This is a genomic window from Nocardia sp. NPDC055029 (assembly GCF_053608525.1).
In genome coordinates this window covers 166,800-188,676 of record NZ_JBSGVQ010000007.1, presented here as the reverse complement: position 1 = coordinate 188,676, position 21,877 = coordinate 166,800, and the positions used below count along the sequence as shown (strand labels likewise).

The following is a 21,877-nucleotide window of genomic DNA, read 5'->3' as shown; positions in this document are numbered from 1 at the left end:
CGTAGCAATGGTGACCGGGGTCACGATTGTCCAATTTCTGAACAGTCGCGGGAGCCCGGCGTTGCGAATGTGGTTCCCGTCACTCCAGATGGGGCGCATCACTGAGGATCAGGAGAACCCGCCATGAAGACCAAGGCCGCGGTCGTCTACCAGCCCGGCAAGCCGATCGAGATCGAAGAGCTCGAACTCGACAAGCCTCGTGCGGGAGAGGTACTCATCCGGTACCTCTACGGCGGGCTGTGCCATTCCGATGTTCATATCGCCCACGGTGACCTGGAAGCGCGGCTGCCGATGGTGCTGGGTCACGAGGGCGCGGGCATCATCGAAGAGGTCGGTCCCGGCGTGACCCGGGTGAAGCCCGGCGATCACGTGGTGTGCTCGTTCATTCCGAACTGCGGCACCTGTCGCTACTGCTCCAATGGTCAGCAATCCATCTGCGATATGGGTGCCACGATCCTCGAGGGCTATCTGCCCGGTGGCCGTTTCCCGCTGCGGGGACCGGCCGGTGAGTACGGCGCGATGTGCATGCTCGGCACGTTCAGCCAATACGGGGTGATCCACCAGAACTCCTGCGTCAAGGTCGACGACGACCTGCCGCTGGACAAGGCGGTGCTGGTGGGCTGCGGCGTGCCGAGCGGGTGGGGATCGGCGGTCAACACCGCCGAGGTCAAGCCCGGCGATGTCGTGGTCGTCTTCGGTATCGGCGGGCTCGGTATCAACGCGGTGCAGGGCGCGCGCTTCGCCGGCGCGCGCTATGTCGTCGCGGTCGACCCGCTGCACAACAAGCGCGAACGAGCCATCGAACTCGGCGCCACGCACGCTTTCGCCGACGCCGGTGACGCGCTGGCCACGATCAACGACCTGACGCGCGGGCAGGGCGCCGACGCCGCGATCCTGATCCCCGACCTGCTGACCGCGGAGATCGTGCGCGCGGGCTTCGATGCCGTCGGCAAGGGCGGCAAGGTCGTGCTGACCGGACTCAACAAGCTCGACGAGATCAATATCCAGCTCCCCGGATCGATCCTGACGCTGTTCCGGAAGGAACTGCGCGGCAGCCTCTTCGGCGACTGCAACCCGACCGTCGACATCCCCAAGATCCTCGGTCTCTACCAGAGCGGCGACCTGAAACTCGACGAGCTCATCACCCGTACCTACACCCTCGACCAGGTCAATCAGGGCTACGACGACCTGCTCAACGGCCAGAACATCCGCGGCGTGCTCGTGCACGACCACTCCTGATCCGAAAGGCACAACGATGACCGAAGTACTCGAGCCCACCACCGCCCCGGTGCTGCCCCAGGTGCGTGACTGGCTGTCCACCCCGAAGCAGCTGTTCATCGGTGGCCGCTGGGTCGACGCGGCCTCGGGCCGCACGTTCCAGACCCGCGATCCGGCCACCGGGCAGGTGCTGACCGAGGTCGCCCACGCCGAAGCCGTCGATGTCGACCGCGCCGTGCGCGCGGCCCGTGCCGCGTTCGAGGGCGAATGGTCACTGTGGACACCGGCCCAGCGCCAGCGGCTGCTGTTCCGCGCCGGTGAGGCGATCTACGCCCATGCCGAGGAACTGGCCCAGCTGGAATCGCTCGACAACGGCAAATCCGCCGCCGTCGCCCAGGCCGTCGACATCACTTGGGTCGCCGAGCTTTTCGAGTACTACGCGGGCTGGGCCACCAAGATCGAAGGCCGCACCATCCCGATCTCGGTGCCCTGGGCACCCGGGACCCAATGGCACGCATACACGCTGCGCGAGCCGATCGGTGTATGCGGGGCGATCGTGCCCTGGAACTTCCCGCTGCTCATGGCCGCGTTCAAGATTCCCGTCGCCTTGGCGACCGGCAATACCGTCGTCCTCAAGCCCGCCGAGGACACCCCGCTCACCGCCCTGCGCCTGGCCGAGATCCTGGCCGAGGTCGGGCTGCCCGACGGCGTGTTCAATGTCGTCACCGGCTACGGCGACGCCGGTGCCGCGCTGGCCGCGCACGACGATGTCGACAAGATTGCCTTCACCGGCTCGACCGAGGTGGGCAAGCTCATCGTCGACGCCGCCAAGGGCAATCTGAAGAAGGTCAGCCTCGAGCTCGGCGGCAAGAGCCCGCAGGTCGTCTTCGCCGACGCCGACCTGGACCTGGCGATCCCCGGCACCGCGTCAGGGTTCCTTTTCAACCAGGGCCAGACCTGCACCAGCGGCACCCGGCTCCTGGTGGAGGACAAGATCTTCGACGAATTCACCCAGGGCGTCGCCGAAGCCGCCGCGGCCGCCAAGATCGGCTCGGGGCTTGACCCGGCCACCGACGTCGGCCCGCTGGTGTCGCAGACCCAGCTCGACCGGGTCCTCGGCTACCTCGACGCCGGATTGCGTTCCGGCGCACGGGCGCTGACCGGCGGGCGCCGCCACGGCGACAGTGGCTATTTCGTCGAGCCGACGGTGTTCGTCGATGTCGACTCCTCCTTCAGCGTGTACCGCGAGGAGATCTTCGGCCCGGTCGTGGTGGCGACCTCGTTCAACGCCGAGGAGGGCGTGGCCGCCGCGGCCAACGACACGCCCTACGGCCTGGCCGCCTCGGTGTGGACCACCGATGTGTCCAAGGCCCATCGCACCGCCCGCCAGATCAAGGCGGGCACGGTATGGATCAACGCGCACAACGCCTTCGATGCCGCACTGCCCTTCGGCGGTTACAAGCAGTCCGGCTGGGGCCGCGAGCTGGGCGCCGCGGCGATCGAGGCCTACACCGAGCAGAAGACGATCAACACCTTCCTCGGCTGACCCCGCGCTCCGGCACCGATCGTCTCGATCGGTGCCGGAGCCGTCAGCGGGTGGCGATGATTGCCGAGCCGTGGCCGAAGAGGCCCTGGTTCACCGCGATACCCGCGCGCGCGTCGTCGACTTGGCGACCCTCGGCCTGACCGCGCAACTGCCACGTCAGCTCGCAGACCTGGGCGATCGCCTGCGCGGGGATCGCCTCACCGAAACAGGCCAGCCCGCCGCTGGGGTTCACCGGGACCTGTCCGCCCAATGTCGTTGCGCCACTGCGCAACAGCTTCTCCGCGCCGCCCTTCTCGCAGAGCCCGATGTCCTCGTACCAGTCCAGCTCCAGCGCGGTGGACAGGTCATAGACCTCGGCGAAGGACAGGTCGGTTGGCCCGAGCCCGGCCTCTTCGTAGGCGGCGTAGGCGACGGCGGAACGGAACTCGCGCGGCGGAACCTCGACGGCCACGGCGGAGTCGGTCGCGAAATCCGGCAGATCGAGCACCGTTTTCGGGAACGTCGGCGTGACCGTCGACAGCGCCCGGATGCGGACCGGATCGGTGACGCCGTGACGCCTCGCGTACTCCATCGATGTCAGCACCAGTGCGGCACCGCCGTCGCTGGTGGCGCAGATATCGAGCAGGCGCAGCGGGTCGGAGACGACCGCCGAGGCGGCGACCTCCTCGGCCGAGACCTCCTTGCGATAGCGGGCATACGGGTTGTTCAGGCCGTGGCGGGCGTTCTTCACCTTGACCGCGGCGAAATCGTCGAGCGTGGCGCCGTGCAACGCCATGCGCCGGCGGGCATACAGCGCGAAATAGATGGGGTTCGTCGCGCCGAGCAGGTGGAAACGCAACCAGTCCGGATCGTCGCGGCGTTCGCCGCCGACGGGCTGGAAGAAGCCCTTCGGGGTGGTGTCGGCGCCGACCACCAGCGCCACGTCGCACAACCCGGCCAGAATCTGGGCACGTGCGTTGGCGATGGCCTGGGCACCGGAGGCGCAGGCGGCGTAGCTGCTCGAGATCCGCGCACCGGTCCAGCCGAGCGCCTGGGCGAATGTCGCGCCCGAGACGAATCCGGGGTATCCGTTGCGGATCGTGTCCGCGCCGGCGATATAGCCGACGTCGCGGTGGTCCACCCCGGCATCGGCCAGTGCCGCGCGCGCCGCGACCAGCCCGTATTCGACGAAATTGCGCCCCCACTTGCCCCATTGGTGCATGCCCGCACCGAGGACTGCGATATCGCGATCACTGGTCTCGGTCATCGACCGGCCTCCACATCCACACCGTGTGTTCCGCTTCCTCGTCCTCGTACAGCACGCCGAGGGTCAGTTCGACCGGCATGCCGACGGCCAGGTCATCCACCGTCAGGCCACGGACCACCTGCCCGAGAATCACCATTTGCTCGACCTCGAGCTCCACGGCCGCGACGACATACGGCTCGAACGGATCCGGCGAGACATAGGGCGGGGGTGGCTTGTAGCGGGCGTCCGCGTACGACCAGATCCGGCCACGGGTGGAAAACAGGTACTCGACGAGCTCGGAGCCGTCCTTGGGACCTGTGCACTGCGGGTTCCGGCAGGCCAGCGCGTTGCGCGGGAAATACGGTGTGCCGCAGGCAGTACAGCGACTTCCCTGCAGACGCACCGTGCCATCGTCCGCGGTGAACCAGTCGGCCACGGCAGGGCGTTGTTCTTTCTGCACGAGCCCGACGGTATAGGAACACGTTCTACTTTGGGGCGGGAATCCGCTTCACGGGCACGGAGGCGCAGGTACGGTGAGACCGGATTGAGGATGCGATGACATTCTCGAGTCGAGCTGGAGTACCACGACGATGGGCACCGAATTCATTGAACCGCAGTCGATCCGCAACGTCACGATCGTCGGGGACCCTGATGAGACGAGACGGGTTGTCCACCGGCTGACCGGCCGTTTTGCCGGGACCGGGTCCGGCACGGCGGCCACCGTCCAGTGGACGACAGACCACATCGATCACACGATTCGTCTCACCGAGCTATCGAGCCACGCGCCCATCGCGACATTGGAGCGCTCCATCCGGCTAGCCGACGGAATGGTCGCGGTCATGAACGCCGCGGTGCGGCGCGCCCCCCGACTCGAGACGATACTGCGGGTTGCCGACGACCATCAGGTCGCACGTCTGTGCCTGGTGACCGGACTCGATCATCCCGCCGCGGACTTCGACCGCTGCGTCCGCACGATCGCCGACACGCACGGGGCGGTGCCGTTGACGGTGCAGATCCCGCACGGCATCGGTACCGGGTTCGAAGGCGTCGTCGATCTGGTCCCGATGGGGGCGCTCGAACCGATGGGTGCCGAATTCTATGGCAGCCATTGGCAAGTCGCCGAACAGTGGTATCGCAGCCTCGTGCACACGGTGATGGAACAACAGGACGGCGACCTCGGCCCGCGAGAGATCCCACCCGAGCAGTTGTATGACCGCGTCCGCTGCCTCACCCACATCGGCGACGCCGCGCCCGTCCTGTGCGATGCGGCCCCGTGGAGTGATATCGCCCCGTTCCTGGACGCCATCACCCGATATCTGCCGTCTCCCCTGCACGTCTGCCAACCGGAACACGCCCTCGACTATTGACGCTCAGTGCCTCGTGCCGTACAGGGTTCGAACCGCGCGCTTCACGATGGCCATGGCCGTCGCTGTGCGATCGAAGGTCAGCAGTGCCATCCCCGGAATCGCGAACCGTTGCCGCGCCAGCGAATGCGGACGGGCGAACTCGCGCAGGCCTTCCTGGCCGTGGATGCGCCCGATGCCCGATTCACCCACCCCACCGAATGGCAGCGACGAGATGGCGCCGAACGCGAGGACCGCGTTGATCGACGTGGCCCCGGCGCGCAGGCGACGCGCGATCTCCACCCCGTGCCGCTTCGAGTAGACCGTGGAGGCCAGTCCGAAGCGGGTGCCGTTGGCCAGCGCCACCGCCTCGTCCACGTCGTCGACCGATCGCACGGTGAGGGTGGGCCCGAAGGTCTCCTCCTGCACCGCGGGCGACTGTTCGTCGACATCGAGGAGCACGACCGGATCGATGAAGGGCGCCCGCACCGAATCCGGTCCCCCGACCACCGCGGTACCGCCGTCGCGCAACGCGTCGTCGATATGGCTGCGCACCACCTCGATCTGGCCCGGCATGGTCATCGGGCCGTAATCAGCCGCGGGATCACTGCCTGCACGCACGCCGTCGAGGTTCTTCCGCAACTCCGAAACAAACAGGTCGCGAACGGATTTCACGACATACACCCGTTCGACGCCGACACAGGTCTGGCCGCTGTTGGCGAACGCGCCCCAGGCGATGTCGCGGGCGGCGGTCTTGACGTCGGCGTCGCCGGCGACGATCGCGGCGTCTTTGCCGCCGCATTCCAGCAGCACCGGCGTCAGCGTATCGGCGGCCGCGGCCATGATCTTCTTCCCCGTGGCGGTCGACCCGGTGAAGGCCACCTTGTCGACCCCGGCGGTCACCAGGGCCGCTCCGGTGGCGCCGTACCCGTTGACGGTTTGCAGAATCCCTTGCGGCAGATCCGGATTCGCCCGGGCGAACGCGGCGGCGAAGTAGTTGCCGACGCCGGTCGTGTATTCACTCGGCTTGAACACCACGGTGTTTCCGGCGATGAGGGCGTAGGCGATCGACCCGGTCGGGGTGTACACCGGATAGTTCCACGGCCCGATCACCCCGACGACGCCCAGCGGCCGCCATTCGACCGTGGCCGCGAAGTTCGCCATCAGCAGGCCAGGAAGTTCCCGTCGGGGCGCGAGAACCCGCTCGCCGTGCCGTGCGGCCCAGTCGATGTGGCCCAGCGCCAGGGTGAGTTCGAGGAAGGCGTCATCGACCGGCTTGCCGTTCTCCTGCTGGATCAGCGCCGTGAACTCGTCGGCATGGCCGGTCAGATACGACGCCCAGCGCAGCAGCGCCTTGCGCCGCACCGAGAACGGTTGCCCCGCCCAGAATTCCGCGGCGACGCGCGCCTTCCCGACCACCCGCTGGACCTGCTCCGGGGTGTCGATCGGGTACTCGCCGATCGGCGATCCGGTCGCCGGATCGAACGACACCAGAACCTCCGCCGCGACCGGCACCTGCTCGGTTGTACTCATAGTCCACTCCACTCGCCTGCGCACGGAACGATCCGTGCGGTCTGCTGATTCATCGCTGTCGATTCGGGGGTCAGCGCGCGGATGCGTACATCGCGTCGATCTCGGCGGCGTACTTGGCCGTGATCGGCTTGCGCTTCAGCTTTCCGGTCGGCGTCAGTTCGTCGCCGCCCGGCTGCCAGAAGACCGGCGCGACAACGAACTTCTTGATCTGTTCCACCCGCGCCAGCTTCGAGTTGGCATCGCGGATCCCGGCGTCGAGGACTTCCCGGATCCCCGGATCCTCCGCCAGCACCGCCGGGTTCGGTGTCACCCCGTGCGCGGCCACGTACGCGGCGGCGGCATCGGCGTCCAAGGCGATCAGCGCGGTGACGTAGGGCCTCGCGTCGCCAATGGCCACGACGGACCCGGCGAGCGGACACGCCACCTTGACGTAGCCCTCGATCTTGCTGGGCGACATGTTCTTTCCGCCGGAGTTGACGATCAGTTCCTTCTTGCGGTCGACGATCGAGACGAACCCGTCGGCATCGATGGTGCCGATGTCACCAGTGTGCACCCAGCCGTCGGCGTCGACCGCCTCGGCGGTCTGTGCCGGGTCGCCGAGGTAGCCCCTCATCACGATCGGACCGCGGACCAGGATCTCGCCGTCCTCGGCGACCGACACCTCGACGCCGCGCGCGGCGACACCGACCGTGCCGAGCCGCATCCGTCCGGGCCGGTTCAGGGTGGCGATGGCCGACAGTTCCGACATGCCGTACACCTCGCCGACCGCCAGACCGAGACCAAGGACGAACTCGAGCGCTTCCGGTGCGATGGGCGCCGCGCCCGTTGCGCCGACGAGCATGGCATCGAGCCCGAGCCGGTGACGAATCTTGGCCAGTACCAGCCGATCCGCCACGCGATGGCGGGCGGCCAGCCACGGCGAAACCCGGCCGCCGGGCACGCTCAGCTCGGCGCGCACCTTCTGCCGTCCGATGTCGATGGCCCAGTGCGCGAGATTCCGCTTGACCGAGCTGGTTTCGGCGGCGAGCTGCGCCTCCAGCGCACCCTTGATCTTGTACCAGACCTGGGGCACGCCGACGAATGCCGTCGGCCGGGTGTCGGTCAACGCTGTCACGATCTGCTTGGGGTCGGCCAGATCGGTGACCGGTCCACCACCGATCATCGGGAAGTAGTGGCATGTCCAGCGATTCACGATGTGCGCGTCCGGCAGGTAGGACACGGTCCGATGCTCGAACCACGGATCGAGCATCTCGCGGACGCCGTCGATATTGCTCAGGATGTTGGCGTGGGTGAGCTCGACCCCTTTGGGCGTTCCGGTGGTGCCGGAGGTGAAGATGATCGTCAGCACGTCGTCGGCCCGCACCCGCTGCCATGCCGCCCGGAAGTCGAAGCCGGGCAGCGGGTTCGACTCGAGCTCGGCCAGCGACACGGTGTCGGCGGGTCCGGCGTCGACGACCACGACCGTGTCGACGGTCCCGTCGACGGCACGGACCGCGGCGATCTGCGGCAGGAACTGCTTCTCACAGATGATCACCCGGCTCTCGGTCTTCGCCAGCTGATAGGCGATCGTCTCGACCGGGTTGGTGTTGTAGATCGAGAAGGGAATCGCGCCCAGGTGCATCGCGGCGGTGTCGACGAGATGGAACTCGGGCCGGTTGGTCAGCATCAGCGCCACCGCGTCACCGGGAGCGACTCCCAGATTCGCCAGGCCTGCGGCGATCTTCTCGACCCGGCGCGCGTACTCGCCCCAGGTGATCCGGGTCGTATCGCCGGGAGTGCGCAGGGCGACGGCGTCGGGCATGCGGGCGGCGGTGCGCTGGAATGCTTCGCACAGGGTGGGTGGCAGCGGCATGGTCATCGGTCGGCTCCGGCAGGTCTCGTCGGTGAATGGCGTCGATCGGCTGTTGTTCACAGCCCAGGGCGGTCGCCGGCAGCGGGGACCACCTGGTAGTCCGGCAACGCGAAGGTGCGGGTTTGCCGGCGATAGCTGGTCACGGTGCCCGGCCAGTTGTTGGTGATGCGCCCGGCGGCGGTGCGGTACCAACTGGAACACCGGGTCCAGGGCGACCGTTCCAGCCGCTGCTGGACCCGGGCGTCGTACTGCTCGGCCACGTCGGCCCGCACGTCGAGCACGCGTCCTGGCTGCTGCGCGATCTGCTGGACGGCCTGACGGATGTAGCGGGCTTGGGATTCGATCATGTACACGATCGAACCGACGCCGAGATTGGTGTTCGGGCCGTAGATCAGGAACATGTTCGGAAAGCCGGGCACAGACATCCCCTGGTAGGCGCGGGCGCCGCCGTCCCATTCGTCCTCCAGCTTGCGGCCACCACGTCCGGCAATCCGCATGGGCCACAGGAATTCGGTGCCTTTGAACCCCGTGCCGTAGATGATCACGTCCGCGCCGTGCACCACGCCGTCGGCCGTGCGGACGCCCTCGGGCAGGATTTCACTGATCGCGCTCGTCTCGACGTGTGCGTTGGGCTGGGTGAGCGCAGGAAAGTAGTTGTTGGAGAACAGCGCCCGCTTGCATCCGGCTGGATAGTCGGGCAGCAGCGCGGCCCGCAACTGCGGGTCCTGCACCTGGTTCTCGAGGTGCCAGGTGGCGAGCCGCGACACCAGCGGCCGGATCGCGGGGACATCGACGATGCCCAGCGACAGGAACTCGCACAGTGCCCAGAACGCGAATCGCTCCGCCAGCCGGACCGGCGGCGCGTACGCGAACACAGCGTGATGCCAGGACCGGTACTCGATGTCCGGCTTGGGCAGGATCCACGCGGCCGAACGCTGGAACAGCGTCAGCTGCTGCACCTTCGGCTGGATGGCGGGCACGAACTGGATCGCGCTGGCGCCGGTCCCGATCACCGCTACCCGCTTGCCCGTGAGATCCACGTCGTGGTTCCACTCGGCCGAATGGAACGACTCGCCCTGGAAATCGCCGATTCCGGGGATGTTCGGCAAGGCCGGACGCGACAGCTGGCCCACGGCCGGGATGAGAATGTCGGCGGTGAGCGTCGCACCGTCGGCCGTGCTCACCGTCCAGGTGCCCGCGGCATCGTCGAACTCCGCCGCGGTGACCTCGGCGCCGAACCGGATCTTCGAGATCAGGCCACGCTTCTCGGCGACCTCGCGGAGATAGGCCTGGATGTCGGGCTGCTCGGAGAACCGTTTAGGCCAATCGGTTCTGGGTTCGTAGGAGTACGAGTACAGCGGCGAGGGGATGTCGCAGCCCGCGCCGGGGTAGGTGTTCTCCCGCCACACACCACCGACATCGGCGGCGCGCTCGAGGAGGGTCACGTCGCCGAACCCGGCCTTCTGCAGTTCCATCGCCATGCCGAGACCGCCGAAGCCGGAGCCGATAATGACGATCGACGGGGTGGTGCGCGCGCTCATGCCAGGACTCCTCTGTCACTGATGTCATCGACGACGCTACGACCTGTGCAAACGCCGATCACAAACAACGGCGGCCAGCGAATCCATACTTTCGGCCATAATGAGGGAATGCGCACCGTCGAAGAGCCGGGGATCCGGACCTGGGACTTTCCGCGCGGCATCGCCAGCATCGCGGTGATGACCGGCTTCGCCGCCGACCATGGCGTCGCCGCCGACCGCGTCCTGGCCGGCACCGGCCTCACCTCGGCTACCCTGACCGATCCCGCCCTGCAGGTATCGGCCGCGACCGAACTCGTCGTCGTGCGCAACCTCGTTCGCGAACTCGCCGGTGTTCCCGCGCTGGGGGCAGAGGTGGGGCGCCGCTACCGGATCAGCACCTTCGGCATCTTCGGCTTTGCCTGTGTCACCAGTCCGACACTGCGCGAAGCGATTTCGCTGGCGCTGCGCTACTACCAGCTGGGCTACGGATTCTGCACCCCGGTCGTCGAATCCGGTGAAGGCAGCGTGCTGGCCTGGATCCATCACGACCTTGTTCCCGCGGACGTGGCGCGCTTTCTCGTCGAACGCGACATCGTCGCGATGCATCGGGTGATGGGCGACCTGCTCGGTCACGAACTCACCGTCTCGCGGATCGAGTTCGACTTCGACGCCGCCGACAGCGCCGACCGCCTGCACGAGATTTTCGGCTCTCGACCGGAGTTCGGCCGCGCGCACACGGTCTTCACCCTCGACCCGGCGATCCTGACCGAGACCCTGCCCCAGGCCAACGCCCAGACGTGGAGCCTCTGTGTGGCGCAGTGCGCCGATCTCCTGCAACGGCGCACCGCCCGTACCGGCATCACGGCCGAGGTACGCGAGCTGATCCTGCCAGGCGGTGAGACCGCGGGCATCTCAGCCCTGCCGACCATCGAGGTCGTCGCGCGCGAACTGGGGACGAGCCCGCGTACTCTCCGGCGGCGCCTCGCCGAGGCGGGCACCGGCTATCGAGCGCTGGTGGACGAGGTGCGCTGCACGCTGGCCGAGGAGATGCTCTCCGGTACCCCGTTGCCGGTCGACGACATCGCTATCCGGTTGGGCTATGCCGAAGCGACACCGTTCATCCACGCCTTCAAACGCTGGACCGGCACCACGCCCTCGGCCTACCGAAGCAAGCGCGCCGGTAGAGCTTGGCCGTAACTGTCGATTTCCTGGCCGAAGCTGTTTCCCGTCCCCGGCTGACGACGGAAGAGGCAGGGATGGCGTTCGACTACGACATACCTTCATCATGAGCGGCGCCGGTGGCGGCTCCCTGGTCTATGCGAACACCCTACGACCAGGCCAAGCGCACCCGGTCAAGTGACGGTTGTGCGCATCGAAAGACGGTGCCGAATCCGCCTCGACCGATCTCCACCGCATCGTCGAACCCGGCCGCTGCCAGCTCTGCCACGACCGAACCGGATGTGTCGCGTCGCGTGGGGATCGCTACCGGTCATCAACTACACCGATACGTCCGACCCCGACGATGACACGGGCACCATTGCTCACCTCTCGACGATCAACCCCAGGATATCGCCGCTGCCGATGTGTTTTTCGACAGCGCGCTCGGTGACGGTGACGGCCGCGGCGATCACGTGCCCTGGCTGACCTCGCAGCGCTACGATGATGATCGAGACCGGCGACTCGACACATGCCGAGGGAATGCGCACGGCGGCCCCGGTGATGACCCAGCACTCGCCTAGGAGGCACTCATGCGTGCGACGGTGGTCAGCAAGGGCGAATTCCGGGTCGAGGACCTGCCCGCCCCGGAACCCGGGCCGGGCCAGGTGCTCATCTCGGTGACCCGCTGCGGCATCTGTGGTTCGGACCTGCACGCGCGGGTGCACTGCGACGAACTCGCCGACCTGGCCGCAGCCACCGGCTACAGCGGCTTCATGCGTTCGGACCAGCGGATCGTCCTCGGGCACGAATTCACCGGCGAGATCGCCGAGTACGGCCCGCGCACCCACCGCCGCTGGAAGCCGGGTACACCGGTGGTCGCGATGCCCATCCTGCGCAGAGATCGCGAGCCGGAGCTCACCGGGCTGTCCGCCCACGCCCCCGGCGGGTACGCCGAACAGGTGCTGACGCAGGAGTCGGTGACTTTCGCGGTCCCCAACGGACTCTCACCCGATCACGCCGCACTCACCGAGCCGATGGCGGTGGGCTGGCACGCCGTCCGCAAGAGCCGGATCACCAAGGGACAGACGGCGTTCGTCATCGGGTGCGGGCCCATCGGGCTGGCCGTCATCACCATGCTGAAAGCCGCGGGCGTGCGCACCGTGGTCGCCAGCGACTTCTCGCCGCGCCGCCGGGAACTGGCCCGCACCTGCGGCGCCGATGTCGTGGTCGACCCGACCACCGAATCCGCCTGGGAAGCGACGCCCAAGCCGCCACGCATCACCGGCGCCGCGGACATGCTGAACCTGGCCTTCGACGTCATGGAACGCGTGCGCCGCATCCCGAAAGTCCCGTGGTGGTATCTGTTCCGCGCGGCGCACACCCTCGACCGCGGCCCGGCCGGTCCCGTCGTCTTCGAATGTGTCGGCGTACCCGGCATCATCGACCAGATCCTCACCGCCGCACCGCCGTCGACCCGCGTCGTGGTCGTGGGGGTGTGCATGCAGCAGGACGCATTCCACCCCGCCAACGCCATCAACAAGGAGATCGAGCTGCGGTTCGTCCTCGGCTACGACCCCGGCGAATTCCGCGACACCCTCCATATGATCGCCGACGGCACCGTCGATCCCAGCCCGCTGATCACCGGCACGGTCGGGCTCGACGGCGTCGAAGCAGCCTTCGCCGCCCTGGGATCCCCGGACCACCACGCCAAGATCCTGATCGATCCGCGCAGCGACAAAGTGGCGCCCTGAGACCGGGACCGAGACTGGTCAGAGCGCTTTCACGATGTCTTCCACCCGGTCCTTCGCGTCGCCGAACAGCATCGCGGAGTTCTCCCGGAAGAACAGGGGGTTCTGCACACCGGCGTACCCGGAGGCCATGGATCGTTTGAACACGACGACGTTGTCGGCCTCCCACACCGTGAGCACGGGCATGCCCGCGATGGGGCTGGCCGGGTCCTCCGATGCGGCCGGGTTGACCGTGTCGTTGGCGCCGATCACCAGCACCACATCGGTTCCGGTGAAATCGTCGTTGATCTCGTCCATCTCCAGCACGATGTCGTAGGGCACCTTCGCCTCGGCAAGCAGCACGTTCATGTGGCCGGGCAGCCTGCCCGCGACAGGGTGCACGCCGAAACGCACGCTCACGCCCCGCTCACGCAGTGTGCGGGTGAGTTCGGCGACGCCGTGCTGGGCTTGGGCAACGGCCATGCCGTAACCGGGGGTGATGATCACCGAGTTCGCTGCTGTGAGCAACTCGGCGACTCCGTCGGCGGTGATCTCGCGATGCTCGCCCAGGTCGGTGTCACCGGCCGGGCCCGCGGTGATGCCGAAGCCGCCCGCGATGACCGACAGGAACGACCGGTTCATCGCCTTGCACATCACGTAGGACAGGTACGCACCCGACGAGCCGACCAGCGCACCGGTGATGATCAGCAGATCGTTGCCGAGCAGGAAGCCCGAGGCCGCCGCGGCCCAGCCGGAGTAGCTGTTGAGCATCGACACCACGACCGGCATGTCACCGCCGCCGATCGAGGCAACCAGGTGCCAGCCGAGCAGCAGCGCGACCACGGTGATCGCCACCAAGATCCACAGCTGCGGGTCGACGACGCACCACGCGGTCAGCGCGGCGAACAGCAGTAGCGCACCGACATTGAGGATGTTCTTGCCGGGCAACATCAACGGGGCCGATTTGATCCGCGCTGAGAGCTTGAGGTTGGCCACGACCGAGCCGGTGAAGGTCACCGCACCGATGAACACGCCGATCGCGACCTCGGCCCCGTGAATACCGAGCAGACCCTCGGCGCGCAGCAGCTCGGCATCGGCACCACCGGGATAGCGTTCGACGTGCAGGTAGCCGTTCCAGCCGACCAGCACCGCCGCCGCACCCACGAACGAATGCAACAGCGCGATCAGCTCGGGCATCCCGGTCATCTCGACGATGCGAGCCCGCCAGAGGCCGATCGCCGCACCCAGCGCGGTCGCGCCTGCCAACAGCAATAGTCCGAGCGGTTCGATGTCACGACCGATCGCCAGCGCGACGGTGGCGCCGAGGGCCACCGCCATCCCGGTGATGCCGAAGGTGTTGCCCCTCTTGGCGGTGTCGTGCTTCGCCAGGCCGCCCAGCGCGAGGATGAACAACAGCGCCGCGACGATGTAGGCCGAATTGGCCACGGTCTCAACGGAAATCATGAGAACTCACTCCGGGGTCGGGCGCAGCTCAGCTGCGGGAGAACATGGCGAGCATGCGGCGGGTCACCGCGAAGCCACCGAAGATGTTGATGCTCGCCAGCAGGATCGCCGCGAAGGACAGCCCCGTGATCCACGGATCGCCGTGTCCGATCTGCAGCAGCGCGCCGACCACGATGATCCCGGAGATCGCATTGGTCACCGACATCAGCGGGGTGTGCAGCGCGTGATGCACGTGGCCGATCACGTAGTAACCGATCACGATCGCCAGCGCGAACACCGTCAGATGTCCTTGCAACGCGGGCGGTGAGATCGCTATCAGCCCGAATACCGTGGCCGCCGCGATCAACACCAGCCCGATGCGGCGCCGAGCAGACATCGGCTCCTTCACCGGTGCCGGTTCGGGTGGCGCGGTGGGCTCGGCCGCGGGCTTCGCCGAGACGGCGACCGGGGGCGGCGGCCAGGTGACCTCGCCGACGCGCACGACAGTGATGGAACGCTGGACCACATCGTCGAAGTCCAGGACCAGCCTGCCGTCCTTGCCCGGGGTCATCAGCTCGAGCAGGTTCGCCACGTTCGTGCCGTACAGCTGCGAGGCCTGGGCGGGCAGCCGACCGGCCAGATCGGTGTAGCCGATGATGGTGACGCCGTTGTCGGTGACGATCGCGCGGTCGGCGACAGTGCCCTCGACGTTGCCGCCGTTCTGCGCGGCCATATCGACGATGACACTGCCGGGCTTCATCGAGGCCACCATCTCGGCGGTGATGATGCGCGGCGCGGGGCGCCCGGGGATCAGGGCGGTCGTGATGACGATGTCCACCTCGGCGCACTGCTCGGCGTAGAGCCGCGCCTCACGGGCCTTGTAGTCCCCGCTCATCTCCTTGGCGTAGCCGGTCGCCGACACCTCCGCCTCGGCCGAGTCGATCGAGAGATATTCTCCACCAAGCGATTTCACCTGGTCGGCGACTTCCGGCCGCGGATCGGTCGCGCGCACCACAGCACCGAGGCTGCCTGCGGCACCGATGGCGGCCAGCCCGGCCACCCCGGCACCGACCACCAGGACCTTGGCGGGCGGAACCTTGCCCGCGGCGGTGACCTGCCCGGTGAAGAACCGGCCGAACGCGTGCGCGGCCTCCACGACCGCGCGGTAGCCCGCGATATTGGCCATCGAGGACAGCACATCCAGCGACTGGGCCCTTGAGATGCGCGGCACCGCGTCCATGGCCAGGGCGGTGATCGGCCGCTTGCCGAGGTCGGTGACCAGATCCGGATCGTTCACCACCCCCAGCAGGCTGATCACGGTGGCACCGGGGTGCAGGTCGTCGAGCTGGTAGGTCGCTGGCGCGTTGACACCGAGCACGATATCGGCGACGCGAGCGTTGCCGATCGTGGCACCCGCCTCGACGTAGGCGTCGTCGGAGAACGACGCGAGGCTTCCCGCGCCGGTGTCGACCACCACGTCGTAGCCGAGCCGGACGAGCCGGGTGACTGTCGCCGGGGTGGCGGCCACCCTGGTCTCGCGCGGGCGTGCTTCCCGCAGGACACCGATGATCATGGTCCCGCAACCTCCACCAGGTCGGCCAGTCGCGCCCGGTGCGCACCGGCGGTGCCGAAGGCGAGCTGGTCGGCCTTGGCGCGCTTGAGATACAGGTGGGCCGGATGCTCCCACGTCATGCCCATGCCACCGTGTAGCTGCACCGCCTCTTCGCCCGCGTAGACCGCGAGGTCGCTGCAGAACGCCTGGGCTACCGACGCCGCGACGGGCGCGTCGGCGTCATCGGCGGCGAGGGTGGCGGCGGCGTAGCGGGCGGCGGCATTGCCGGACTCGACGGCGGTGTACAGATCGGCCAGCCGGTGCTTGACGGCCTGGAATCCGCCGACCACGCGACCGAATTGGCGCCGCTCCTTCAGATACGACACGGTCTCGTCGAGGCACCACCGCGCCACCCCGTACTGCTCCGAGGCGAGCAGGGCCGTGCCCGCGGCGAGGGCGCGGCGCACCGCGGCTTCGCCGTCGGCCACGACCAGTTCACCTGTGACACCATCGAACTCGATGTCGGCGAGCTGACGGGTCATGTCGAAGGAGACGACCGGGGTGAGCTGGGCCTCGGTGGACGACACCTCATACAGCGCGACGCCATCGGGCCCGGCGGCCGGGACCAGCAGCACATCGGCCTCGAGCGCACCGGCGACGCTGGTGACAGAGCCGGTCAGCCGGCCGTCGGCACCAGCCGAGATGGCGGGCAGCGCGGTGTGGGCAGCGGTGGTCAACGGGACCACCAGCGCGGCGGTCCGCGCCCCCGCCGCGAGCTGACCCAGCAGCGCCGAACCGGAGCCGAGCAGTGCGGTGGTGGCGACTACGGCACTGGTCAGGAAGGGCACCGGGGCGACGAAGCGCCCGAGTTCTTCGAGCACGACCGCCGCCTCGCGGGCCGACGCGCCCGCGCCGCCGTCCTCCTCGGGGACGAGCAGCCCGGCCAGCCCGAGGTCGACCGCGATGTTCTTCCACAAGCCGTCGACCAGCGCGCGGTCGCCGTCGTAGAGCGCGGTGACCGCGCCGGGTTCGCACTGGGAGGTCAGCACCGAGCGCACTACGTTGCGCAGGTCGTCCTCGACTTCGGTGTAGAGCAGATCAACGTCGGTCATCGCGCGACTTCTTTCCAGGGACGGTCCTTGTCGGTGCGCGGCTCGGCGGGCAGGCCGAGAATGCGCTCGGACACGATGTTTCGCAGGATTTCGGAGGTGCCGCCCTCGATCGAATTGCCCTTGGCCCGCAGGTAGCGGTAGCCCGCGTCGCGTGCGTTCATATCGACACGCTCCGGACGGACCAGGGTCCAATCGTCGTAGCGCAGGCCGTCCTCGCCGAGCAGCTCCAGCTCCAGCCCGGACAGCTGCTGGGCGATCCGGGCGAAGGACAGCTTCATCGCCGAACCCTCAGGGCCGGGCTGGCCCTGGGCCAGCTTCTGCCGCAGCCGCAGGCCGGTGAGCCGGGCGACCTCGGCGTCGACCCACAGCCGCAGCAGCCGGTCGTGCAGCTCCGGGGTACGCAGCTGCGGATTGTCGCGCCACGTCTGGGCGACCACGCCGATGATCCCGGACTCGCGGGCACTGGCCTTGCCGCCGATCGCGACCCGCTCGGTATTGAGCGTCGTGTTGGCGATGCGCCACCCGTCGCCCTCGGCGCCGAGGCGCTGGGCGTCGGGGACGCGGGCGTCGGTGATGAAGACCTCGTTGAACTCGGCCTCACCGGTGATCTGGCGCAGCGGCCGCACCTCGACTCCCGGCTGGGTCATGTCGATCAGGAAATAGGTCATGCCGCGGTGCTTGGGGATACCCGCGTCGGTGCGGGCCAGCAGGATCGCGAACTGCGCGAGATGCGCGCTCGAGGTCCACACCTTCTGCCCGTTGACGACCCACTCGCCGCCGTCACGCACCGCGCGGGTGCTGACATTGGCCAGGTCGGAGCCGGCGCCGGGTTCACTGAAGAGCTGGCACCAGATCTCCTCGCCGGTCCACAGCGGACGCAGGAACCGCTTCTTCTGCTCCTCGGTGCCGCAGGCCAGGATCGTCGGGCCCGCCATGCCGAGACCGATGACGTTGGCCATCGGATTGTTGTCCGGGGCGCCGGCCTGCTCGAAGGCCTGATCCACCTCGGCTTGCCAGGCGTGTGGCAGACCGAGACCACCGTGGCCCTCGGGGAAGTACACCCACGCCAGGCCCGCGTCGTAGCGAGCGCGCAGGAAGTCGAGGCGCTCGGTGGTGGCGGGAGCGTTGGCGGCGAGGAATTCCCCGATCCTGGTATGGAGTTCGTCGATGGTCATCCTCGGGCCTCCCGTTGTCTGCGCAGCTCGTTCTTGGCCAGCGCGTTCTTGTGGACTTCGTCCGGGCCGTCGGCGAAGCGCAGCGTGCGGTTGCCCGCGTAGGACGCGGCCAGCGAAAAGTCCTGGGACAGACCCGCGGCGCCGTGCACCTGGATGGCCTTGTCGAGAATCCACTGCACCGTGGCCGGGGTGGCGATCTTGATCGCCTGGATCTCGGTGTGGGCGCCCTTGTTTCCGACGGTGTCCATCAGCCAGGCGGTCTTGAGCACCAGCAGCCGCAGCTGTTCGAGCTTGACCCGCGACTCGGCAATCCAGTCCCGGATCACGCCCTGCTCGCTGAGCGGCTTGCCGAAGGCGACGCGCTCGTCGGCGCGGGCGCACATCGCCTCGATCGCGCGCTCGGCCACGCCGATGGCCCGCATGCAGTGGTGGATGCGGCCGGGGCCGAGCCGGGCCTGCGCGATGGCGAAGCCCTCGCCCTCGCCACCGATCAGGTTGGCGGCGGGCACGCGCGCGTCGGTGAACGACAGCTCGGCGTGACCACCGTGCTCGTGGTCGTCGTAGCCGAAGACCTCCATGCCGCGGATGATCTCCACGCCGGGGGTGTCGCGCGGGACCATGATCATCGACTGCTGACGGTGCCTGCTCGCGGACGGATCCGTCTTGCCCATCACGATGAAGATCTGGGCGTTCGGGTTCATCGCGCCGGTGATCCACCACTTACGGCCGTTGAGCACGTAGTCGTCGCCGTCGCGCTCGATGCGGGTCGCGATGTTGGTGGCGTCGGAGGAGGCCACGTCGGGCTCGGTCATCGCGAAGGCGGACCGGATCCGCCCCTCCAGCAACGGCTCCAGCCATTCCTTGCGCTGGGCCTCGGTGCCGAACTGCGCCAGCACCTCCATGTTGCCGGTGTCGGGTGCGGCGCAGTTGAGTGTGGCCGGGGCCAGATGTCCGCTGCGGCCGGTGATTTCGGCCAGCGGCGCGTACTGCAGGTTGGTCAGTCCGGCGCCCTCGGCGCCGGGCAGGAACAGATTCCACAGGCCGCGGCGGCGGGCCTCGGCCCGCAGCTCGGCCATGACCGGCACCGAATCCCATGTCCAGCGGTTGTCGAGCTGGGACAGCTGCTCGCGGAACACCGGTTCGGCCGGGTAGACATGGTTGTCCATGAAGTCCAGCAGCGAGGCCCGCAATTCCTCGGTGCGGGCGTCGTAGGCGAAATCCATCAGCGGTACTCCTTCACTGCGGTGAGGCCGGTTTCGAGGAGGGGGTCGATCACCGCGCCGACGGTGTCGAAACCTTCGCCGACCGTCTGCCCGTGCAGAAATCGGTAGTGGATGCCCTCGAGGATCGCGGCCAGTTTGAACGCGGCGAGCCCGAGGTAGAAACCGAACCGGGACATGTCGCGATCGCTGCGTGCGGTGTAGCGGGCGATGATCTCGCTTTCGGACAGGAAGCCAGGGGCGACCGACGCGTCGGCCACCGTCGCGCCGCTCGACCGGTCCGCGGCGAGGCGGCCGTAGACGATCATCAACGCCAGATCGGTGAGCGGGTCACCGAGAGTGGCCATCTCCCAGTCGATGACCGCAGCGAGCCGGTCGCTGCTGTCGGTCAGCACGTTGTCGAGCCGGTAGTCACCGTGCACGATGCCCACCGCCGACTCGGTGGGCACGTCGGCGGCGAGCCGCGCGTGCAGCTCGTCCGCCAGCGGCAGGTCGCGCGAGTGCGACGCGTCCAGCTGCTTCTTCCAGCGGCGCACCTGACGCTCCAGGAAACCCTCGGGACGACCGAAGTCGGCCAGCCCGATCGCCGCCGGATCGACCGCGTGCAGCACAGCGAGGGTGTCGATCAGGTCGGTCGAAATCGCCCGTGTGCGTTCGGGTCCCAACGCACCCAGCTCCGCGGCGGTCCGATACGGCGTCCCCTCGACGTGTTCCATCACGTAGAAGGGCGCACCGAGCACGGTGTCGTCCTGGCACAGCGCGTACATCGCAGGCACCGGGACATCGGTGTCCCGCAAGGCCGCCGTCACCCGGTATTCGCGGGCCATGTCGTGGGCGGTGGCCAGCACATGCCCCAGCGGCGGCCGCCGCACGATCCAGCGGGTGGTGCCGTCGCTGACCTCGTAGGTCAAATTCGACTTGCCGCCGGCGATCAGCTTGCCGCTCAGCGCGCCCGCCACATCGACCTGGCCACGCAGCCAGGTAGACAACCGGTCGAGATCCAGGCCCGGAAGGTCGGTCCGGGTTTCCATCAGGCCACCACGAGGCTGAGCGATTCGACCACGCAGACCGGCTTGTCGCCGCCCTGGCACTCGATCACGACCTTGGCGGTCACCAGGTGGCCCGCGGAACCCGCCGCGACGGAGACCAGCTCGACACCGGCGCGCACCGTCGAGTCCACCGGCACCGGCGCCGGGAAACGCAGCTTGTTGGAGCCGTAGTTGACCGCCATCTGCACGCCCTCGACCCGGTACACCTGCGCGACCAGCAGCGGGACCAGCGACAGGGTCAGGTAGCCGTGCGCGATGGTCATACCGAACGGGCCGCCTGCCGCCTTCTCGGTATCGATGTGGATCCACTGGTGATCACCGGTCGCGTCGGCGAAGGCGTTGATCTGCGACTGGGTGATGGTGTGCCACTCGGAGTAGCCGAGATGGGACCCGACCGCGGCCTCGAGCTCGGCGACGCCCTGGAAAGTCCTCATGCCCTCGGCCCTCCCGCGACGTAGAGCACCTGACCGGACACGAAACCGGCGCCTTCGCTGGCGAAGAACGACACGGCGTGCGCGATGTCGTCGGGCACACCGGTGCGCGCGACCGGGATCTCCTTGGCCGCACCGGCTTTGAAATCCTCGAACGGAATGCCGACACGCGCCGCGGTGGCCGCGGTCATCTCGGTCTCGATGAAGCCGGGTGCGATCGCATTCGCGGTGACGCCGAACTTGCCGAGCTCGAAGGCCAAGGTCTTGGTGAAGCCCTGCACGCCCGCCTTGGCCGCGGCGTAGTTGGCCTGACCGCGGTTGCCGAGCGCCGAGGTGCTCGACAGGTTGACGATGCGGCCGAACTTGGCCTCGGTCATGTACTTCTGCACCGCGCGGGTCATGAGGAAGGCACCACGCAGGTGCACGTTCATGACGGTGTCCCAGTCGTCGACCGACATCTTGAACAGCAGGTTGTCGCGGAGGACGCCGGCGTTGTTGACCAGTACGGTCGGGGCGCCGAGCTCGGCGACGACCCGCTCGACGGCCGCGGTGACGGCGGCCACGTCGGCCACGTCGGCGCCGACGGCGATCGCCCGGCCACCCGCGGCCTGGATCTGCTCGACGACCGGCTTACAGGCGACCTCGTCGAGGTCGACCACGGCCACGGCCATGCCGTCGGCGGCAAGCCTGCGCGCGACGCCCGCGCCGATGCCACGGGCGGCGCCGGTGACGATGGCGGTCTTGGTGGGGGTACTCATTGTTGTCTCCTGAAA

At 68.2% G+C, this 21,877-nt stretch carries 19 protein-coding genes; 5 read left to right on the top strand and 14 right to left on the bottom strand.

The window, feature by feature from the left end; translation table 11 throughout:
- Positions 1-123 precede the first annotated feature (123 nt).
- Both ACWF9G_RS09580 and ACWF9G_RS09575 read left to right on the top strand, forming a co-directional pair.
- Positions 124-1,239, top strand: coding sequence for an NDMA-dependent alcohol dehydrogenase (locus ACWF9G_RS09580; RefSeq protein WP_379311182.1), 1,116 nt, complete (start codon positions 124-126; stop codon positions 1,237-1,239).
- A 16-nt stretch (positions 1,240-1,255) separates the two neighbouring features.
- Entirely contained in the window at positions 1,256-2,764 is a 1,509-nt protein-coding gene (locus tag ACWF9G_RS09575) for an aldehyde dehydrogenase family protein (RefSeq protein ID WP_452514731.1), read from the top strand.
- Positions 2,765-2,807: 43 nt separating this feature from the next.
- Here ACWF9G_RS09575 and ACWF9G_RS09570 read toward each other — a convergent pair whose 3' ends face one another.
- Positions 2,808-4,010: a lipid-transfer protein gene (locus ACWF9G_RS09570; protein ID WP_379311184.1), complete on the bottom strand. Its 1,203-nt coding sequence runs from the start codon at positions 4,008-4,010 to the stop codon at positions 2,808-2,810.
- The gene (locus ACWF9G_RS09565; protein ID WP_452514730.1) at positions 3,994-4,449 is read right to left on the bottom strand and encodes a Zn-ribbon domain-containing OB-fold protein; all 456 of its coding nucleotides are present in this window, start codon (positions 4,447-4,449) and stop codon (positions 3,994-3,996) included. Before ACWF9G_RS09565 ends, ACWF9G_RS09570 begins: the two co-directional genes overlap by 17 nt.
- A gap of 130 nt (positions 4,450-4,579) precedes the next feature.
- On the opposite strand from ACWF9G_RS09565, the gene ACWF9G_RS09560 reads away from it, so the two are divergent.
- Positions 4,580-5,356: a hypothetical protein gene (locus ACWF9G_RS09560; RefSeq protein WP_452514729.1), complete on the top strand. Its 777-nt coding sequence runs from the start codon at positions 4,580-4,582 to the stop codon at positions 5,354-5,356.
- A gap of 3 nt (positions 5,357-5,359) precedes the next feature.
- Here the strand turns inward: ACWF9G_RS09560 and ACWF9G_RS09555 are convergent, their stop codons facing one another.
- The 3 genes from ACWF9G_RS09555 to ACWF9G_RS09545 form a co-directional block, all read right to left on the bottom strand.
- A complete protein-coding gene (locus ACWF9G_RS09555) occupies positions 5,360-6,865 on the bottom strand; it encodes an aldehyde dehydrogenase family protein (protein WP_452514728.1) in 1,506 nt (501 codons plus the stop codon).
- 70 nt (positions 6,866-6,935) lie between these two features.
- Entirely contained in the window at positions 6,936-8,717 is a 1,782-nt protein-coding gene (locus tag ACWF9G_RS09550) for an AMP-dependent synthetase/ligase (protein WP_452514752.1), read from the bottom strand.
- Between the two features lie 56 nt (positions 8,718-8,773).
- On the bottom strand, positions 8,774-10,258 hold the full coding sequence (locus ACWF9G_RS09545) for a flavin-containing monooxygenase (protein ID WP_452514727.1): 1,485 nt from the start codon (positions 10,256-10,258) through the stop codon (positions 8,774-8,776).
- 108 nt (positions 10,259-10,366) lie between these two features.
- On the opposite strand from ACWF9G_RS09545, the gene ACWF9G_RS09540 reads away from it, so the two are divergent.
- Complete coding sequence (locus ACWF9G_RS09540; protein WP_452514726.1) at positions 10,367-11,434, top strand: AraC family transcriptional regulator; 1,068 nt, start codon at positions 10,367-10,369, stop codon at positions 11,432-11,434.
- Between the two features lie 344 nt (positions 11,435-11,778).
- Here ACWF9G_RS09540 and ACWF9G_RS09535 read toward each other — a convergent pair whose 3' ends face one another.
- Positions 11,779-11,943 (bottom strand): hypothetical protein, encoded by a 165-nt coding sequence (locus tag ACWF9G_RS09535; RefSeq protein ID WP_452514725.1) that lies wholly within the window; start codon positions 11,941-11,943, stop codon positions 11,779-11,781.
- Positions 11,944-11,985: 42 nt separating this feature from the next.
- On the opposite strand from ACWF9G_RS09535, the gene ACWF9G_RS09530 reads away from it, so the two are divergent.
- Entirely contained in the window at positions 11,986-13,146 is a 1,161-nt protein-coding gene (locus ACWF9G_RS09530; RefSeq protein ID WP_452514724.1) for a zinc-binding dehydrogenase, read from the top strand.
- Between the two features lie 18 nt (positions 13,147-13,164).
- Here the strand turns inward: ACWF9G_RS09530 and pntB are convergent, their stop codons facing one another.
- From pntB to fabG, 8 genes are read right to left on the bottom strand one after another with little or no spacing between them, the layout of a single operon-like run.
- A complete protein-coding gene (gene pntB, locus ACWF9G_RS09525; protein WP_452514723.1) occupies positions 13,165-14,586 on the bottom strand; it encodes a Re/Si-specific NAD(P)(+) transhydrogenase subunit beta in 1,422 nt (473 codons plus the stop codon).
- A gap of 28 nt (positions 14,587-14,614) precedes the next feature.
- Entirely contained in the window at positions 14,615-16,138 is a 1,524-nt protein-coding gene (locus ACWF9G_RS09520; protein WP_452514722.1) for a Re/Si-specific NAD(P)(+) transhydrogenase subunit alpha, read from the bottom strand.
- Complete coding sequence (locus ACWF9G_RS09515; RefSeq protein WP_452514721.1) at positions 16,135-17,229, bottom strand: acyl-CoA dehydrogenase family protein; 1,095 nt, start codon at positions 17,227-17,229, stop codon at positions 16,135-16,137. The genes ACWF9G_RS09520 and ACWF9G_RS09515 overlap by 4 nt, the downstream gene beginning before the upstream one ends.
- Positions 17,226-18,404 carry an acyl-CoA dehydrogenase family protein gene (locus ACWF9G_RS09510; protein WP_452514720.1) on the bottom strand — a complete coding sequence of 393 codons (1,179 nt, stop codon included), beginning with the start codon at positions 18,402-18,404 and terminating at the stop codon, positions 17,226-17,228. The genes ACWF9G_RS09515 and ACWF9G_RS09510 overlap by 4 nt, the downstream gene beginning before the upstream one ends.
- Positions 18,401-19,627 (bottom strand): acyl-CoA dehydrogenase family protein, encoded by a 1,227-nt coding sequence (locus ACWF9G_RS09505; protein WP_452514719.1) that lies wholly within the window; start codon positions 19,625-19,627, stop codon positions 18,401-18,403. Before ACWF9G_RS09505 ends, ACWF9G_RS09510 begins: the two co-directional genes overlap by 4 nt.
- The gene (locus tag ACWF9G_RS09500; protein ID WP_452514718.1) at positions 19,627-20,655 is read right to left on the bottom strand and encodes a phosphotransferase family protein; all 1,029 of its coding nucleotides are present in this window, start codon (positions 20,653-20,655) and stop codon (positions 19,627-19,629) included. The genes ACWF9G_RS09505 and ACWF9G_RS09500 overlap by 1 nt, the downstream gene beginning before the upstream one ends.
- Positions 20,655-21,107: a MaoC family dehydratase gene (locus ACWF9G_RS09495; protein ID WP_452514717.1), complete on the bottom strand. Its 453-nt coding sequence runs from the start codon at positions 21,105-21,107 to the stop codon at positions 20,655-20,657. The genes ACWF9G_RS09500 and ACWF9G_RS09495 overlap by 1 nt, the downstream gene beginning before the upstream one ends.
- Positions 21,104-21,862 carry a 3-oxoacyl-ACP reductase FabG gene (fabG, locus tag ACWF9G_RS09490; protein WP_452514716.1) on the bottom strand — a complete coding sequence of 253 codons (759 nt, stop codon included), beginning with the start codon at positions 21,860-21,862 and terminating at the stop codon, positions 21,104-21,106. Before fabG ends, ACWF9G_RS09495 begins: the two co-directional genes overlap by 4 nt.
- Positions 21,863-21,877: the final 15 nt, after the last annotated feature.

Coding starts and splice junctions, on each gene's coding strand:
- ACWF9G_RS09510 (WP_452514720.1), bottom strand. CDS start 18,404: ATGACCATCGACGAACTCCATACCAGGATCGGGGAATTCCTCGCCGCC.
- ACWF9G_RS09500 (WP_452514718.1), bottom strand. CDS start 20,655: ATGGAAACCCGGACCGACCTTCCGGGCCTGGATCTCGACCGGTTGTCT.
- ACWF9G_RS09555 (WP_452514728.1), bottom strand. CDS start 6,865: ATGAGTACAACCGAGCAGGTGCCGGTCGCGGCGGAGGTTCTGGTGTCG.
- ACWF9G_RS09520 (WP_452514722.1), bottom strand. CDS start 16,138: ATGATCATCGGTGTCCTGCGGGAAGCACGCCCGCGCGAGACCAGGGTG.
- ACWF9G_RS09495 (WP_452514717.1), bottom strand. CDS start 21,107: ATGAGGACTTTCCAGGGCGTCGCCGAGCTCGAGGCCGCGGTCGGGTCC.
- ACWF9G_RS09580 (WP_379311182.1), top strand. CDS start 124: ATGAAGACCAAGGCCGCGGTCGTCTACCAGCCCGGCAAGCCGATCGAG.
- ACWF9G_RS09515 (WP_452514721.1), bottom strand. CDS start 17,229: ATGACCGACGTTGATCTGCTCTACACCGAAGTCGAGGACGACCTGCGC.
- ACWF9G_RS09575 (WP_452514731.1), top strand. CDS start 1,256: ATGACCGAAGTACTCGAGCCCACCACCGCCCCGGTGCTGCCCCAGGTG.
- ACWF9G_RS09570 (WP_379311184.1), bottom strand. CDS start 4,010: ATGACCGAGACCAGTGATCGCGATATCGCAGTCCTCGGTGCGGGCATG.
- fabG (WP_452514716.1), bottom strand. CDS start 21,862: ATGAGTACCCCCACCAAGACCGCCATCGTCACCGGCGCCGCCCGTGGC.
- ACWF9G_RS09505 (WP_452514719.1), bottom strand. CDS start 19,627: ATGGATTTCGCCTACGACGCCCGCACCGAGGAATTGCGGGCCTCGCTG.
- pntB (WP_452514723.1), bottom strand. CDS start 14,586: ATGATTTCCGTTGAGACCGTGGCCAATTCGGCCTACATCGTCGCGGCG.
- ACWF9G_RS09545 (WP_452514727.1), bottom strand. CDS start 10,258: ATGAGCGCGCGCACCACCCCGTCGATCGTCATTATCGGCTCCGGCTTC.
- ACWF9G_RS09530 (WP_452514724.1), top strand. CDS start 11,986: ATGCGTGCGACGGTGGTCAGCAAGGGCGAATTCCGGGTCGAGGACCTG.
- ACWF9G_RS09560 (WP_452514729.1), top strand. CDS start 4,580: ATGGGCACCGAATTCATTGAACCGCAGTCGATCCGCAACGTCACGATC.
- ACWF9G_RS09550 (WP_452514752.1), bottom strand. CDS start 8,717: ATGCCGCTGCCACCCACCCTGTGCGAAGCATTCCAGCGCACCGCCGCC.
- ACWF9G_RS09540 (WP_452514726.1), top strand. CDS start 10,367: ATGCGCACCGTCGAAGAGCCGGGGATCCGGACCTGGGACTTTCCGCGC.